The 15,654-nt window shown below is 67.6% G+C and carries 13 protein-coding genes; 2 read left to right on the top strand and 11 right to left on the bottom strand.

The window, feature by feature from the left end; all coding sequences use genetic code 11:
* Positions 1–30 precede the first annotated feature (30 nt).
* The 7 genes from ABUA37_RS07025 to ABUA37_RS07055 form a co-directional block, all read right to left on the bottom strand.
* Positions 31–1,146 (bottom strand): hypothetical protein, encoded by a 1,116-nt coding sequence (locus tag ABUA37_RS07025; protein ID WP_349898417.1) that lies wholly within the window; start codon positions 1,144–1,146, stop codon positions 31–33.
* Positions 1,143–1,931, bottom strand: coding sequence for a hypothetical protein (locus ABUA37_RS07030; RefSeq protein WP_349898418.1), 789 nt, complete (start codon positions 1,929–1,931; stop codon positions 1,143–1,145). Before ABUA37_RS07030 ends, ABUA37_RS07025 begins: the two co-directional genes overlap by 4 nt.
* Positions 1,928–3,229: a hypothetical protein gene (locus tag ABUA37_RS07035; protein WP_349898419.1), complete on the bottom strand. Its 1,302-nt coding sequence runs from the start codon at positions 3,227–3,229 to the stop codon at positions 1,928–1,930. Before ABUA37_RS07035 ends, ABUA37_RS07030 begins: the two co-directional genes overlap by 4 nt.
* Before the next feature lie 19 nt (positions 3,230–3,248).
* Positions 3,249–3,584, bottom strand: a complete 336-nt coding sequence (locus tag ABUA37_RS07040) for a hypothetical protein (protein ID WP_349898420.1) — start codon at positions 3,582–3,584, stop codon at positions 3,249–3,251.
* 135 nt (positions 3,585–3,719) lie between these two features.
* Positions 3,720–5,906 carry a DEAD/DEAH box helicase gene (locus ABUA37_RS07045; RefSeq protein ID WP_349898421.1) on the bottom strand — a complete coding sequence of 729 codons (2,187 nt, stop codon included), beginning with the start codon at positions 5,904–5,906 and terminating at the stop codon, positions 3,720–3,722.
* 326 nt (positions 5,907–6,232) lie between these two features.
* Complete coding sequence (locus ABUA37_RS07050; protein WP_349898422.1) at positions 6,233–7,708, bottom strand: FAD-dependent oxidoreductase; 1,476 nt, start codon at positions 7,706–7,708, stop codon at positions 6,233–6,235.
* 79 nt (positions 7,709–7,787) lie between these two features.
* Positions 7,788–8,168, bottom strand: coding sequence for a DUF6804 family protein (locus ABUA37_RS07055; protein ID WP_349898423.1), 381 nt, complete (start codon positions 8,166–8,168; stop codon positions 7,788–7,790).
* 65 nt (positions 8,169–8,233) lie between these two features.
* Between ABUA37_RS07055 and ABUA37_RS07060 the strand changes: the two genes are divergently transcribed.
* A complete protein-coding gene (locus ABUA37_RS07060; RefSeq protein WP_349898424.1) occupies positions 8,234–9,562 on the top strand; it encodes a M20/M25/M40 family metallo-hydrolase in 1,329 nt (442 codons plus the stop codon).
* Between the two features lie 17 nt (positions 9,563–9,579).
* Here ABUA37_RS07060 and ABUA37_RS07065 read toward each other — a convergent pair whose 3' ends face one another.
* Positions 9,580–10,170 carry a GDSL-type esterase/lipase family protein gene (locus tag ABUA37_RS07065; protein WP_349898425.1) on the bottom strand — a complete coding sequence of 197 codons (591 nt, stop codon included), beginning with the start codon at positions 10,168–10,170 and terminating at the stop codon, positions 9,580–9,582.
* Positions 10,171–10,375: 205 nt separating this feature from the next.
* Between ABUA37_RS07065 and ABUA37_RS07070 the strand changes: the two genes are divergently transcribed.
* Positions 10,376–11,314 carry a phosphodiesterase gene (locus tag ABUA37_RS07070; RefSeq protein ID WP_349898426.1) on the top strand — a complete coding sequence of 313 codons (939 nt, stop codon included), beginning with the start codon at positions 10,376–10,378 and terminating at the stop codon, positions 11,312–11,314.
* A gap of 13 nt (positions 11,315–11,327) precedes the next feature.
* Here the strand turns inward: ABUA37_RS07070 and ABUA37_RS07075 are convergent, their stop codons facing one another.
* The 3 genes from ABUA37_RS07075 to ABUA37_RS07085 form a co-directional block, all read right to left on the bottom strand.
* Positions 11,328–12,893: a stealth family protein gene (locus ABUA37_RS07075; protein WP_349898427.1), complete on the bottom strand. Its 1,566-nt coding sequence runs from the start codon at positions 12,891–12,893 to the stop codon at positions 11,328–11,330.
* A gap of 332 nt (positions 12,894–13,225) precedes the next feature.
* Complete coding sequence (locus ABUA37_RS07080; RefSeq protein WP_349898428.1) at positions 13,226–14,080, bottom strand: aldehyde dehydrogenase family protein; 855 nt, start codon at positions 14,078–14,080, stop codon at positions 13,226–13,228.
* On the bottom strand, positions 14,077–15,603 hold the full coding sequence (locus ABUA37_RS07085; RefSeq protein ID WP_349898429.1) for an aldehyde dehydrogenase family protein: 1,527 nt from the start codon (positions 15,601–15,603) through the stop codon (positions 14,077–14,079). The genes ABUA37_RS07080 and ABUA37_RS07085 overlap by 4 nt, the downstream gene beginning before the upstream one ends.
* Between the last annotated feature and the right edge of the window lie 51 nt (positions 15,604–15,654).

Here is a 15,654-nt window from a genome sequence, read left to right on the forward strand (position 1 = left end):
GACCTGCCCGCGGTCCTGCTCGGCAGGGGCCTACTCGGCAGCGGTCTCCAGCACCCACGCGCCGGAGAGCACAATGTTGTCCAGGAGCGTCAGGAGCGCGTCGCCGAGTTCGGCCTGCGGGCTCGAGAACGCGATCAGGCAGAGGCCACGGCGATCAGGAAACTCGAGCCAGTAGTCGACCAGCAGCAGTGGCACCTGCGAGCCGCCTAGTTCCTCGGCACCCTTGGCGATGCGACTGTACCGAATCAGGGGCCCGGCGGGCGTGTCTGCCGTGAGCAGCTTCCCTTCCGGCGCGAGGCGCTCCCGCAGCCGCGAGCCCTGGGCATCGAGGTGACTCACTCCACCCAGCTGCGGACCGAGCTCCTGCCAATAGAGCACGAGGTTCAGCGCGAGCGCACCCTTCTTGTTCCGCTGCAGGAGGTAGGCGAGAAACTGTGCACCGCCGGCCGCCGCGCGCGCGCAGGTCTCGGTGAGCCACCGCGTCAGTTCGGCGCGAAGCACCGGTGCCGGTCCGAGCGTTGCGAGCTGCTGAGAGACGAGGGCAGCCACCTGTTCGTCACGCTGGGCCGGATCGTCCACGCTGATCGGGAACCAGTCGCCAGACAGGGGGAGGTCGAACCCCGTGACCCGCGATGCTCGCGGATCGGCGTCCTCAGGAAAATCTGGCAGGCCGATCGGGTCGACCAGATCACCCTCAACGACCCAGGCAACGTCGTCGTCCTCCGGTCGGGGCTGCAGCGCGGCGAGCGCATCCGCGGCCGTCGCAGTGATCGGATGCGGACCCGCCGGGTCGAACATCACAGCGTCGAGGAAGTCGACGTACTGCGCCAGGAAACCTTCGAGGCTGCTCCCGCGCTGCAGGGCGAACTCACGGTCCGACACATCACCGAGAAACCGCTGAAATGTTTCCGTCGAGGAGAACAGGCACAGATCGTAGCGCGGCGCATCGTCGGTCGAGGAGGCCGCGGCAAAGACCCTCGTCTCCACTTCGCCGGCGGCGTTGCGCGTCACCGGTACGACGACGAAATCGTGCCGCAGTGCGGCACCGATGGCCGAGGCATCCTGTGCCTCGAGGGCGGCCGCGAGGCGTGCGGAACCGACGAGCTCGGTCGCGTCGACCACGATCTTGTCCATCTCGCCGGTCATCCGTCCTGCTCCAAGTTCTCGCGCCGCTTCGGTCCGATGCTCAGCGTCGCGATGGGATCGCGCTCCCCTCGCTCCGCCAGCTCGCCAACGATCCTCTCATCTTCTCCCGGCAGTACGGCGAAGACCTCGAGTGTCACCGGTGCCGCGTCGAGGGCTGGTGCCGGCCGTTCCTCGGTGAACGGCGAGGTGAGGTAGAGGCTCGCGATCTGCCATCCCTGCGGCCGCTTGAGGGGAGCCAGCAGGGGGAGATAGGGCGGATGCGGCCTCAATGCCACGGAAACCGGGAACGGCTCGAAGCGGCCGGAGGCGTCGTACGCCCACAGGGCCCCCGCGTAATCGCCGTCATAGGAGGAATCGACGAGCCACGGAGTCTTCTCCCGCAACTCGGCCTGGGCCCGATCGATTCTCTGCTGAGTCTCTCGAGCACGTTCCGCGTTCCCGACCAGTTCGAACTCGCCGAAGGCTTCGATCGCGCCCTTGGCGACCCGCCGGCGCACCTGCTCGGGTGTCAGCGCACCGTCTGCCGGATACAGAAGCGCGCTCTCCGTCCAACTCGAGGGGTCCGCGTCATCGGCAAGCCATCCGGCGCGCGCGACGGAGTAGAGGTACTGCGCCGGAAGATCCGAGTCCGGCCAGGCGTCGTTGAGCAAGAACACGCCCCTGCTCAGACCTCCGATCTTCGCGGAGCCGCGAAGCGCCTGCGCGCGAAACGGTCCGGGCCCAGCGTAGACGCCGAAGGGCTGATCAAACTCGAGTTCGGCGACGGTCGCGCGGCCCCAGATCATCGCACGACGAATGGTGTGTCGCTCAGCACGGTGATGCCGCCGGGCTGCTTGTCCCAGGGGATCCGGTATTCCGGTGCACCACCCAAATTGCCGTCGTACGGCAGTGCGTGTCGCACGACTTGAACGGCGCCTGGGTCGTCGAGGGTGGCGACCACGACATCCGACATCGCATTGTTGTTCGGAAGACCGAGTTGCATGCGCGGATTCGGGAGAGATGCGGGATCGACCGGGCTGAATGAGCCGCCCGTCGGCCGTGCGTCCCCACCGTAGACCCGCCACAGGGGTTGACCCGGCCTTGGCTGGGGCACCGGCGTGCGCATGTCTTTCACCCACTGGCTCCAGTCGCTCGGCTTGAGCCGCATCGCCTGCCTCACGGTTATCTGCTGGCCGACCTTCATCGTGACCTTCTCGAGAGTCATCGCCTTCGCAACCAGGCGCACCGCAGCCCCCATGCCAACGCACGACAGCACCGCTCCAGCGATACTCAGCCCAGCTTCGGCCCAGCTGCGGTCGCCGGTGGACGCGAGCACGATGTTGCCCAGTGCATTGACGATCGCGGCGATGCCGGCGATCACGAGAAGGGCGCCAGCGAGGAGCTGGCCCACCACGGGGATCCACGAGACCAGCAGGGCGAGCACTCCCGCGATGGCCGAGACCCAACCCGCGACATCGGTGATGACGGACAGCACATCCTTGCCCCAGTTGTCCCACCAGCTGTCGTTCAGGTCATCGGACTTCGTGATCTCGCGGATCTGGCCGATGGCCGACTGCGCCGCGACGTCGCGAACGTGAATGGCATCGTGCACGCGCGAAATCGCCTGGCTGCGCTGCGCCAGCGCGGTGTGTGCGTCGGACTCGTAGTTGTCAGACAGCTGCCGATAGCTGATCGACTGCGACGGCTCCTGCGCGTCGTCGGCGAGGCGCAGGTAGTGCGTGTGGAGGGTGCGAGACTCCGCGGCGGCATCCTGCGCGCTTCTCGCGCTCAGCAGCGCATCGTATGACTCGCGCTGAGCGTTCTCGAGCTTGGGAGCGTAGGCGACCAGTGCGTTCCCCGCGGCACGGTACCGCTTCTCCGCACGCGCGATATTGCCCGCCACCTCGTCGGCCGTCTTGGCCAGGGCATCCACCGCCTCCGATTCGACCAGGCTTCCGATATCGAGGCTGCGCAGACGGCGCTCCGCGCTGAGGATGGCGTCAGCGACCTCGAGATAGTCTTGGCCGCCCGTGAGCACAATCGTCGGGTCGCCCGGTATCGGATCCGAACCGTAGTCGACGGGACTCCAGTCGGTAGGCCTCACCTTCGCACCTCCACTCTCTTCATCGCGCTGCTGGGCCGTGCGGCTGCGAGGTTGGCGGCGCTGAAGCGGGCGCGGGATTCGTCAGCGCCTGCGCCAGCTGTGAATCCGCATCGTCAAACGCGTCGGCTATGCCGGTCGCGGCCTTCGCCATGAACTGGATGGAGTCGACCATGTCTTTGCGGCGATCGTCCCACCCGTGCGCGAAATCGCTTATCGCTTCCCCGAGACCGTCGTGGCCCACCGCATCCGCGATCGTGTCGCTGCGCGTGTTGGCATGCTCGAACTCCGCTCCGATGCGCCCCAGCTCACCACCCAGGTCCCTGAGAGAGTGAGTGTCGATCCGAAGGTCGCTCATCAGTTCCACCCTTCCCGATTTCGCGCCCACGCAGTCCGCGGGTCGCTGTCGACAAGCCTAGGGCGAGCCGCACGCGCGGGACATGGGGAGGACTCCCCATCGCTGAGGCAGTCTCGAGCATTTACCGGCGCGGCACTACTCGGAGTCGAGCGCCACCTCGAGCAGGTGCACGAGGGCGTCGAGCTGCACGCTGGACTCCGCGACGACCTCGGAATCGTCACCGTCGAGCGCGCGGGCGGCAAGACCCGCCTTGCTGTCGATGAGTTCAGCGATCTTCGCGTCGATGGTCTGGGAGGCGATGACGCGCCAGGCTGTGACCGGTTCCTCCTGGCCGATGCGGTGCACGCGGTCGATCGCCTGGGTCTGCTCCGCCGAGGTCCAGCTGAGCTCGGCGAGCACCACGTTCGATGCCGCCTGCAGGTTGATGCCGACGCCCGCGGCCGTGAGCGAGGCGACCACCACGGAGACGTCCGGGTCTTCGTTGAACGCGCGCACCTGGCTCTCGCGGAAGGTTGCACTCTGATCACCGCGAATCGACACGGTCTTCAGACCGCGCTTCGCGAGGGTCTCCTCCGCCGCATCCATGACATCGATGTGCTTGGCGAAGAACACGACCTTGCCGACGGACCGGGCGAGCTGTGCCGTGTAGTCGGCGGCGAGCACCGCCTTGGCCTGGCCGATCTTGCGCACCATCGTGAAGACGTTGTCTCCACTCTTGGCCGCCTTGGACTCCTCGAGTTCGGCGTGAGCGACCATGCGGATGAGGCTGGAGCGCTCGTGCTCGGTCTTCGAGAGGCTGACGGCACGGTGGTAGCGTTCGAGCAGCCGTGCGCTGAGGGCCGCCTCGGCCTGTTTGATGCTGCGCCCGAGGTCGTCGTCGAGCTCGACCGGCAGGTCGGCAACACGCTTCGACGGCAGGTTGCTCGCCACATCGATCTTCTTGCGGCGCACGATGCCCTGGTCGATCACGGTCTGCCGTGCCTCCGCGAAGAAGCCGAAGTCGGCCGGCGTGAGCCCGTTCTCTTCGAGCTCTGCCATGAGCTGTGCGGTCGGCTTCTCCCCGTCGATCCAGCCGAGGAACTGCCAGATCGCACGAAAATCGTCGATCGTGTTGATCAGGGGGGTTCCCGTGAGCGCGATCATGAGTGCGCGCGGAGATCTCAGACGGATGCTGTCGGCGAGCGCGAGCACGTGCTTGGAGCGCTGCGACTCGCGGTTCTTGATGAAGTGCGCCTCGTCCACCACCATGCCCTTGAAGCCGAGGGTGCGCAACCAGCCGATGTGGCGGTCGAGAACGTCGTAGTTCACGATGACGACATCGGCGAAGGCGTCGAGGTTCTCGCCAGAACCGTGGATGACCGTGGCCGAGTGGCTGGGCGTCCAGAGTTCCACCTCGCGCGCCCAGTTCATCTTCACCACGTTCGGCACGACGACGAGGAGCGGATAGGAGTTCGAGACCTGCGCCGCGAGCAGCGCCTGCGCGGTCTTGCCGAGGCCCGGCTCGTCTGCGAGCAGGTAGGTGCGGTGACCCTCTCGGGCACTCGCCACGAATTCGGCCTGGTGGTCGAACAGCACGAGTCCAGGGGGCACGGCACGGTCCGCGGCCGTGGGAGCCGGCAGCTCCATGCTCGCCACGGTTCCGCCCGAGCCGTACTCGAAGGCTCGGAACAGCGGATCGAGCAGCTCCCAGTTGGCGAGCCGATGGGTCGTCGGTTCAGGCCGCGCGACGCGGCTGAAGTCCGGCGCGAGGAAGGGGTTCGAGAGCTGGCGCGCGATCACCGACTGCGGCACGACCTGCTTCTCGACCTCGGGGGCCGGCGCAACCGGCTCCTTGACGATGATGAGTTCCTCGGGGCCGAGCTCGACGCCCGAGGCGATGAGCATGTCACGGCGAAGCTTGCGCGCGGCATCCGTCACCACCGCTTCTTCGGCCAGGAGGGCGATGAGGGAGGTATCCCTGGCCGCGGTCTTCGCGAGGATGGTCGCGACACCATCGAGGCGCTTCAGCAACTCGGTGCGCTCGGCGTCGGTGAGGTCGGCATCCGACTTGGCCTTGGCGCGTTCCTCGCGCATGAGCAGGGCGATCACCTGAAACTTGATGCGGTTCGACGGGCCGACCTTGCCGCGCTCCGCCGCGCCCTCGATCTCGCGCACGGCGCGGGCGAGCACCGGGATGACCCCGACGTCGTCGTTGCCTCGCGAACGGCGCTGGGTCCCTCGGCCGGATGCCTTGCGCTGAGCGGGCTTGCGCGTCGCCTTGCCGTGGTCCTGGGCCGTCTGTCCCTGGGTGGCGTTGCCGCGCGATTGGCCTGAGCGGGCCATGGTCCTCCTGGATCGGGTACACAGGCCACCACTTCATAGCGGTGGCCGCGCCGCACCCGGGTGGATGCGCTCTTCGCGTCTCAGCAACCGGTACAGAACCGGTCGAAGCGATCGATAGGCGGCGAATTCAGCCCAGAAGCAACTTGTGACCAAGGTCGGGGCGATGAACGAATTCGTCAGGCGCAGGGCAAGTTTACGCCCACATCCGCGGAATTCGGTACCCGCGCGCGTTACATTTCGCCGAACGTGCCCGTGCGCGTCGAGCGTGCCCGCCCCGGCGCGCACCTTCGGCGCCAACGGGCACGCTCGGCGGATGGGGGCCCGCGCTAGTGCGCGAGGCCGTGCTTGGCCGGGCCCTCGAGGAGTGTGCCGTCTGCGGTGAACCGCGAGCCGTGCAGCGGGCAGTCCCAGGACGTCTCGGCGTCGTTCCAGCTGAGCACTCCCCCGAGATGCGGGCACACCGCCGAGACGGAGCACGTCTTACCGTCGACCGTGGAGACGCCCGTGGGCCGGATGCCGGAGTGCGTGACGACACCGCGACCCTCGCTCGGCGGCCGCGCTGGGCTCGGCGAGGACCACGCGTTCAGATAGCCGCGCGCCGCCGCCACGAGCACCGCGGCGTTCGCGCCGATGAAGGATCCGGCGTCGGCCGGGGTGGTGATGCGATGATGCAGCTTCGTGGCCCAGGGCAGGTGACCACCGAGGATGTCTGCGGCGAGCGTCAGGCTCGCCGCCACCGAATTCGCCATGCCCCACTTGTCGAAGCCGGTGGCGAAGTAGATGTGACCACGGCCGCGAGGCAGCCATCCGACGAACGGCACTCGGCCGGCGGGCCGGTAGTCCTGTGCGGACCAGCTGTGCGTGCGCTCGGCACCGGGGAAGTAGTGCTCGGTCCAGCGGGTGAGGTCGTTCACGAGTTCGAGGGGAGACGCCGCGCGCCCGACCGTGTGGCCGTTGCCGCCGACCACGAGATGCTCCGCCCCACCCGCCGGCGTCGTGCGCACGGAGCGGGTGGGCTGGTCGACGGAGAGGTACATTCCCTCGGGCAGTTCGCCCGGCACCCTGAAGGCGAGCGCGTACGACCGCTGGGCCTCCTGCTTGGCGAAGTACAGCCCCCGGTCGAGGAACGGGGTACCCGTGGCCAGGATGAGGTATTTCGCGCTCACCGGCCCCTTCGTCGTGCCGAGTTGCACCGGTTTGCCGGACTGCACCCGGTTCACCCGCACGCCCTCGCAGAGCACGCCGCCGTGGTGCCGAAAGTCCCTCGCGAGCGCGGCCAGCGCATCCATCGGGTTGAACTGCGCCTGATTTTTGAGGCGCACGGCCCCGAAACTCGGGAAAGGCGCGTCGACCGGGCCGACGCGGCTCACATCGAGGCCGAGCGACGAACTCGCCCGATACTCCTCGTCCACGCGGGCGAGGCCGTCTTCCGTGCTGGCGTAGCTGTAGGCGTCGCGGTGCTGCACCGGGATGTCGTGGTCGGCACAGTAGCGCAGCAGCCACTCCATGCCCTCGCGGTTGGCGTCGACGTACGCCTTTCCGGTGCCGAGGGAGGTGTGCCGCATCATCTCGGAGAGATGCTTGCCCTGCAGCAGGCTGAGCTTCGCCGTCGTGTTGCCGGTGGTGACGGCGCCCACGGTGCGCGCCTCGAGAATCGCCACGCGCATCCCTGCCCTCGCGAAGAGCAACCCGGTGACGAGCCCGGTGAGGCCCGCTCCGGCGACGACGACGTCGTATTCGGAGTTCGGCACGAACTGATCGGTGTCGATCGGTTGCGCGGTGTCAAGCCAGAGTGAGGTCATCGCAAGCCCTTTCCGTCGGTTCGACGCTACGCCCAGGTATTAAGCCGTGACGAGAGCTTGCGGATGTCGCCGCGTGCTGTTAGCGGCGCCGCTGCGGCCGGGCCGCGGGGCGCCCGCCCTTGCGCGCATCCGGGTTGCGAATCTTGATGAGGATGCCCGCGGCGATGAAGACGAGGGCGGCAACGAACTGCATGGCTACCCAGAACTGTCCGTGCAACTCGATGATGAATACCGGGTTCCACAGCACGACGATCGGCACGAGCCCGACGAGCCACCAGAACTGCTTCGATTGCCAGGCGTAGATGCCGACGATCACGCCGAGAATGCTGACCGGGAAGCGGATCCACAGGTAGCCATCACCGCTGTCGAGCAGGGCGAGACCCGCGAGCAGCACGATCGCGGCCAGGATGCCGGGGGCGAGGGCGGTGCGGCGGAACTCCGGTGCGGGGTATGACGTCATGCTCCCATTCTCCCGGGTGAGACAGCGCCCGACTGGCCACGGCGGCCATGCAGCAGAATGGGGCCATGACCGACACCGCCGTGACTCGCCTCCAGGCGCTGGTGCGCCTGCCCACGATCTCGAGGGAGAACGTCGCAGAGACGAACTGGGCGCCGTTCGACGACTTCGTGGCGCTGCTGCCCTCGCTCTATCCCGCGATCCACGCGGCGCTCGAACGCGAAGTCGTGGCGGGCCACTCCATGCTCTACCGCTGGAAGGGTCGCACCGAGGGTCCGGCCACGGTGCTGATGGCGCATTACGACGTCGTGCCGGCAACCGACGAGGGCTGGACGCATCCGCCGTTCGCCGCAGAACTGGTCGGCGAGGGCGAGGAGCAGCTCATCTGGGGGCGCGGCACGCTGGACGATAAGGGCGCGCTCACGGCCGTGCTCGAGGGCGTCGAGGCGCAGCTGAACGCGGGCCACACGCCCGAGCACGACGTATATCTCAGCTTCGGCCACGACGAGGAGACGGTCGGCAGCGGCGCCCGCACGATCGTGGACCTGCTCGAGGCGCGGGGCGTGCGACCGGGGCTCGTCATCGACGAGGGGGGCGCCGTGGTCCAGAAGATCTTCCCCGGGGTCAGCGAACCGGTGGCGGTCGTCGGGGTCAGCGAAAAGGGCATCCTGAGCCTCGAACTCGCGGTCGAGCAGCGCGGCGGCCACGCCTCGACTCCCCCGAAGCTCAGCGCGACGGTACGGCTCGCGCGAGCGATCCTGCGCCTGAACCGCAGGCCATTCCGCTCCGGCTTCAGCGCTCCGACGTCGGAGATGGTGCGCACCCTCGGTGCGCACGCGAGGGGGCCTCTGCGTTTCGTCTTCACCCAGCTCTGGCTTACCGCACCGCTGCTGCGCGTGCTGTTTGCGCGGCTCAGCGACGAGACCGCGGCGATGGTGCGCACGACGCAGGCGGTCACCATGCTGAGTGGAAGCCAGGCCGCGAACGCGCTGGCCGAGCGCGCGAAGGCGATCGTCAACATCCGTGTCGCCATCGACTCCTCGGTCGCCGAGGCGGTCGAGCACGTGCGCAGGGCGATCCGCGATCCTGCCGTGACCATCTCGGTGCTACACCCGAACGAGCCGTCCCCCGTCTCCCCCACGAGCGGGCCTGCGTGGGAGCTCGTGAAGTCAATCATCGAGCAGGCCCACCCCGGCACGATCGTCACGCCCTACGTGATGATGGCCGCGAGCGACAGCCGGTACTACACGCGGATCTCGGAGCACGTCTACCGCTTCAGCCCGTTCGAGATGTCCACCGAGGAGCGCGGCACTCTGCACGCGATGAACGAGCGGATGCACGTGGCGACTTTCCTGCGCGGCGTGGACTTCTACACGCGGTTGGTCGGAAAGCTCTAGGCGCGGCTGGGACTGCCTCAGACCGGCTCGGGCCTCGCAAAATCGTCGATGTGGATGGCCTGGATGGGGCTCGTCATCGGCGGTTCGTCCTTCAGGCGCTGCAGCGCGGGCCGGAGCTCGCTCAGCCAGGCCTCGTAACCCGCCGCGTTCAGGTGAAGTCGGTCATCCGAATAGGCCGGATTGATCTCGCCATCGGGCTCGGCGAACGTCGGCCAGAGGTCGAGGTACTGCGCGTGAACCGTCGCCGCGAACTGGCGCAGGTGGATGTTGGCCTCCTGGATGCGGTCGGCGAACTCGCGGCCGCGCGGCAGGATCGACTCCACGAGCATCCTGGTACCGGGCAGATCGCGGCGCAGTTCCACCAGCATTGATTGGATGTTGCGCACGAGGTGCTCGACGGACTGCCTCGTGCCGAGATCATTGGTGCCGATCAGCAGAAAGATCTCGTCCGGATCCGCCGCGACCACGGCACCGAGCCGCAGCAGAACGTCGTCGGTGGTGTCTCCGCCGACACCCAGATTGACGGTGTTGACGTCGGGGAACCAGGCGGCCCAGTCCCCGCCCTGCGTGATGCTGTCGCCCAGGAAAACGATGGTTTCTTCGGTCATCTTCGGAACCTCTTCGCATTGCCGCTCGTCGGGTGGAGCCCTTCCATCTTGCGCGCTTGCGCCCATAAGCGCCAGCCGAGATCGAGGCCATCAGGTGAATCGCCGCGTGGCGCGCCCTAACCTTGGCCGCTCGGTGGTCGACTGTGTGCTGTAACACCGTTGGCGCGATCGCCGCGTCCGCACACCAGAGCCAGGGACGGATCGCGTGAGCATTCGAACGGCCGAATATCCTCGGGCCGACCATTTTCTCCTCCACCTCAGCGACACGCACCTGCTTGCCGGGCGCGGGCGCCTCTACGACGCGGTCGACAGCGAGCGCCACCTGCGGCAGCTGTTCGACGAGCTCGAGCAATCCGGCAGCCGCCCGGAGGCAATCGTCTTCACCGGCGACCTCGCCGACAAGGGCGAGCCGGATGCCTACCGCAAGCTGCGCTCGATCGTCGAGCCGGTCGCGGATCGGCTCGGCGCGCAGGTCATCTGGGTCATGGGCAATCACGACAATCGGCAGGCGTTCCGCTCAGGCCTGTTCGGCGAACTGCCCACGGGCAATCCCATCGATCGCGTCTACGACGTCAACGGGCTGCGGATCATCTCGCTCGATTCGAGCGTGCCAGGCCATCACCACGGCGAAGTGACCGACGCCCAACTCGACTGGCTGGCAGAGGAACTCTCGGTGCCTGCACCGCACGGCAGCATCCTGGCGATGCACCACCCGCCGCTGCCGAGCGTGCTCGATCTCGCCGTCGCCGTCGAGCTGCGTGATCAGGCCGGGCTCGCCGAGGTGCTCGAGGGCAGCGATGTGCGCAGCATCATCGCCGGACACCTGCACTACTCATCCATGGGCACCTTCGCGGGCATCCCGGTCTCTGTCGCCTCGGCCACCTGCTACACGCAGGACCTCAACGTTCCGGTGGGCGGCACGCGGGGCCGGGACGGGGCGCGCGCCTTCAACCTCGTGCACGTGTACCGCGGCACGGTGCTCCACTCCGTCGTGCCGGTCGGCGAGTATGCGGCGCTCGACTACGTGGATGCCGCGGAGACCCGCCGACGGCTGGCGGCATCCGGAATTCGCATCGCCGATGCCGAGAGCCCGGCGGTAGCGCAGGAACCGCCGCTGACGATGCCGATTCCCGTTCTCGCCTGAGCGATTCCGCGAGCTACAGGCCCTGCACCTCGCCGAGTTCGGCGCCGGCGGACGCCGCCTCCCACGGGGCGGGGATGCCGAAGTAGTGCTCGAGGAATGAGCGTACGGCGGTGGTGCGTTCCTCGACCGAGATCTCGGGTGCGCTGCCATCGTTGAGGCAGAAGAAGTCGTAGGAGCGCTTGCGCAGCAGCTCGTCCATGGCTCCGAGGGAGGCGGCGAGCGTCGTCTCGACGTAGCGCACCTTCGCCTGGGTCTGGGTGACCGCGCGCCCGGTGAGCAGCGCGTAGTAGTGATAAAGCGAGTTGGTCACCGAGATGTCGGTGCTGGATCGGAACGGGCTGCGGGCAGTGCGGGCGAAGTCCTCCGCGAACTCGCGCTCCATCTCGAGCAGCACACTCTTGCGCAGCGGGGTGGCGGCATGTTCGAGGTGGCGGGTGGTCACCCTGCCGAAGCGCTCGTTGAGCAGCCGGCGGTTCACTCGCGCGGCGTTCTCGAAACCACTGCGCTCCTGATTCGCGTCGCCGAGTCCGATGCGCGTCGAGGCTTCGATGAACTTCGTGATGCCGCCCGGGGAGAAGAACATGTCGGGCGACACCGGGCGACCGAAGAACATGTCGTCGTTCGAGTAGATGAAGTGTTCGCTGAGGCCCGGGATGTGCTGCAGCTGGCTTTCGACGGCCTGCGAGTTGTGGGTGGGGAGCGCCTCCGGGTCCTGGAAGAACTCCTCGCTGCGCACGATCGTGACCGAGGGATGCTCGGCGAGCCAGGTGGGCCGCGGCGAGTCGGTGACGATGAAGATTCGCCGCACCCACGGTGCGAAGAGATAGACGCTGCGAAGCGCGTACTTGAGCTCGTCGATCTGTCGGTACCTGGCCTCGGAGTCGTCGCCCTCACCGACGACGTAGGCCCGCATCCGCGCCGCCCTCGCGCGCTGGAACTCGACGTCGGTGCCGTCGACCCAGGAGAAGACCACGTCGATGTCGAAGGTGACGTCGCTCGCGTGCGGCTCGAACATGCCCTCGAGCGTCGGCCAGTCGAGCCCGAACAGGTTCACCGTGGCGTCCACGGCCTCCGACCGCGACACGCTCGTGCGCATGAGCGCGTTTTCCGCCGGCGCGACGATCTCGTCTGCACCGAAGTCCCAGAGTTCGAGCCGGATGCCGTTCGCGGCACCGTAGCGCAGCCGCCCGTTCGGCTCGATGCGAGGCCGGAACAGGCGGAACACGCGAGCCTTGCGCGAGTGCGAGAGGCTCCCGTCGCCGAGGAACACCGCGCGCGATTTGCCCGACTTGGAATAAAACGGCTCGTTCACGAAGGCCGCGGCGAGCGCCCTGGCCACGGACGTGCGCAGGGCGCGGTCCACGGCGAGCACCGGACGCCCATTGCTCCCGCGCACGAGCAGGTAGGGAAGCTTTGCGGCATCCAGCACCGCTCGCACGGCGATCAGGTCTTCCACCATGGCCTGCTGGGGCGTCAGCTGCGTGTTCGCCAGCGTGAACTGCCCCTTGCGCAGCACGACATCGTCGCGATCGAGCGAGTGCGACGGGGTCGTGTCTACGAGCACGAGGTGGTGGGTCATTCGTCTTCTTTCTCGGCGCAGGAGCCTTGTGGGCGTTGCGCATCGCAGCGCACGCTGCATCGCTCGCGCGGCCGCGAGAATCCGGGCCGCCCGACTGTCGGTGCCCGATGAGTCCATCGGGAAAGGCGCCTGCTGTGGATCCAGACCCAACGGTGATGCGCTGGTGGCTCCGGGTGGCGCTCCCCGCATTCTAGCCGCCGGACCTGAGCGTGCCTAGCGTCGCGGCGACTTCACAGCGAGGGCTACCGTGTGTCGCGACGGCGGTCGTGTAAACGCGCGCCCTCGCGACAAACGGCAGCCGTCAGTGGCGCGGGAGCCGGCACCAGGTCTACTCACACAAGCGCCTTGGTGTGCCATACGGTCTTGGTCTCCGTGAAGAAGGTCACCCGCTCCACCGACGGTGCCGGGGTGCCGTCCTCCGGTGGGAGCACGCGCTTGAGGGTGTCCGCCGCGGTGATCTGGAGGTCGATCCAGTCGACAGTGCCGGCTCCTGCGAGGTCGAGAGCGTTGACATCCGCATGGCTCGCAAGCCACGGAGCGACCTCCGCCGAGGAACCGGTCAACACGTTGACCACTCCCCCTGGGACGTCGCTCGTCGCGAGCACCTCGCTCAGGCTGATCGCGCTGAGCGGCAGCCGCTCGCTCGCGAGCACCACCGCCGTGTTGCCGCTCACGAGTGCGGGGGCGACGACGCTCGCGAAGCCGAGCAGCGAGGAGTCCTGCGGCGCGACGATCGCCACGACACCGGTGGGTTCCGGGGTCGAGATGTTGAAGTAGGGACCGCTCACGGGGTTTCCGTTGCCCGCGACCTGCACGTACTTGTCGGCCCAGCCGGCGTACCAGACCCAGAGGTCGATCGCGGCGTCCACCTGGCGGTTCGCCGCTGCGGCGGAGACGCCCTCGGAGGAGGTGATCTCGTCGACGAACTGGGCGCGACGCCCCTCGAGCAACTCGGCGATGCGATACAGCACCTGGCCGCGGTTGTAGCCGGTGGCGCCCGACCAACCGGAGACCGCCGCGCGGGCGGCGACGACCGCATCCCTGGCATCCTTGCGGCTCGCCTTGGCGGCGTTGGCCAGGAAGGCGCCCTTCGCGGAGAGCACCTCGTAGGTGCGGCCGGATTCGCTGCGCGGGAACTTTCCGCCGATGTAGAGCTTGTAGGTCTTGGGAATGGTGAGGTGGCTCACTTGGTGGCTCCCTTCTTGATGGACTTGCGCGTGGGTGAGGTCTCGATACGCTCGTTCCTCGCTACTCGACCAGCTGTGTCGGACCAGCCGGCGGACTGCAGGTAGGCGGCGAGACCGTGGCGGCCCCCCTCGCGACCGTATCCGGACTCCTTGTAGCCGCCGAAGGGACTCGCGGGGTCGAACTTGTTGAAGGTGTTGGCCCACACGACGCCGGCGCGCAGCTTGTCCGCCACGGCGAGAATCTTCGTTCCCTTGTCGCTCCAGATGCCCGCAGAGAGGCCGTACGGCGTGTTGTTCGCCTTCGCGATCGCCTCGGCCGGGGTGCGGAAGCTCAGCACGGACAGCACCGGTCCGAAGATCTCGTCCCGCGCGATGCGGTGACTGGTCGAGACGTTCGTGAAGATCGTCGGCGCGAACCAGAATCCCTTGTCGGGAATGGCGCAGTCCGCGGCCCAGCGCTCCGCGCCCTCCTGCTCGCCGAGGTCACTCAGAGTGCGGATGCGGTCGAGCTGCTCCCTGGAGTTGATCGCGCCGATGTCGGTGTTCTTGTCGAGCGGGTCTCCGAGCCGCAGCGTGGAGAGCCGCTGCTTCAGTCGGTCGACGACCTCATCCTGGATGTTCTCCTGCACGAGCAGTCGAGAACCGGCGCAGCAGACGTGACCCTGGTTGAAGAAGATGCCGTTGACAACGCCCTCGATCGCCTGGTCGATCGGCGCGTCATCGAAGACGATGTTGGCCGCCTTGCCGCCGAGCTCGAGCGTGAGCTTCTTGCCGGTGCCCGCTGTCGATTTCGCGATCGCCCGGCCCACGGCGGTCGAGCCGGTGAAGGCGACCTTGTTGACATCCGGGTGGTTGACGAGCAGCGAGCCGGTCTCCCCCGCGCCCGTGACGATATTGACGACGCCGGCCGGAAGCTCCGCCTGCTGCAGGATCTCGGCGAACAGCAGGGCAGTGAGCGAGGTCGTCTCCGCGGGCTTCAGCACCACGGTGTTTCCCGCCGCGAGCGCCGGCGCGATCTTCCACGCGAGCATGAGCAGCGGGAAGTTCCACGGGATGACCTGGGCGGCCACTCCGAGCGCGCGCGGGTTCGGCCCGAGGCCGGCATAGTCGAGCTTGTCGGCCCACCCCGCGTAGTAGAAGAACCACGCGGCGACGAGCGGAACGTCGACATCCCGGCTCTCCTTGATCGGCTTGCCGTTGTCGAGGCTCTCGGCCACCGCGAGTTCGCGAGCGCGCTCCTGCACCAGGCGAGCGATGCGGAACAGGTATTTGCCGCGGTCGGCGCCAGAGAGCTTCGACCAGGTGCGGTCGTAGGCGCGGCGCGCTGCTGCGACGGCGACATCCACGTCCTTGGCGTTCGCGGTGGAGATCTCGGCGATCTTCTCCTCCGTGGCGGGCGAGATGCTCGCAAACGACTCACCGTGGCCCTTGACAAACTCGCCGTCGATGAAGAGCCCGTAGCTCTTCTGCAGGTTAAGGATCGCCTTCGACTCGGGGGCCGGGGCGTATTCCAGAAATGACATTGGTTTTCTCCTTGCGGGTCTCGACAAGCTCGACCAGCGATCGTGGTGGGG

Origin of the sequence: Parafrigoribacterium soli, from assembly GCF_040227235.1 — a bacterium.
Classification (GTDB): domain Bacteria; phylum Actinomycetota; class Actinomycetes; order Actinomycetales; family Microbacteriaceae; genus Parafrigoribacterium_A; species Parafrigoribacterium_A soli.

Bases quoted from the DNA above. Each gene is read 5' to 3' on its own strand.
- ABUA37_RS07030 (WP_349898418.1), bottom strand. From the start codon at position 1,931: ATGATCTGGGGCCGCGCGACCGTCGCCGAACTCGAGTTTGATCAGCCC.
- ABUA37_RS07055 (WP_349898423.1), bottom strand. From the start codon at position 8,168: ATGACGTCATACCCCGCACCGGAGTTCCGCCGCACCGCCCTCGCCCCC.
- ABUA37_RS07025 (WP_349898417.1), bottom strand. From the start codon at position 1,146: ATGACCGGCGAGATGGACAAGATCGTGGTCGACGCGACCGAGCTCGTC.
- ABUA37_RS07065 (WP_349898425.1), bottom strand. From the start codon at position 10,170: ATGACCGAAGAAACCATCGTTTTCCTGGGCGACAGCATCACGCAGGGC.
- ABUA37_RS07075 (WP_349898427.1), bottom strand. From the start codon at position 12,893: ATGACCCACCACCTCGTGCTCGTAGACACGACCCCGTCGCACTCGCTC.
- ABUA37_RS07060 (WP_349898424.1), top strand. From the start codon at position 8,234: ATGACCGACACCGCCGTGACTCGCCTCCAGGCGCTGGTGCGCCTGCCC.
- ABUA37_RS07040 (WP_349898420.1), bottom strand. From the start codon at position 3,584: ATGAGCGACCTTCGGATCGACACTCACTCTCTCAGGGACCTGGGTGGT.
- ABUA37_RS07050 (WP_349898422.1), bottom strand. From the start codon at position 7,708: ATGACCTCACTCTGGCTTGACACCGCGCAACCGATCGACACCGATCAG.
- ABUA37_RS07085 (WP_349898429.1), bottom strand. From the start codon at position 15,603: ATGTCATTTCTGGAATACGCCCCGGCCCCCGAGTCGAAGGCGATCCTT.
- ABUA37_RS07045 (WP_349898421.1), bottom strand. From the start codon at position 5,906: ATGGCCCGCTCAGGCCAATCGCGCGGCAACGCCACCCAGGGACAGACG.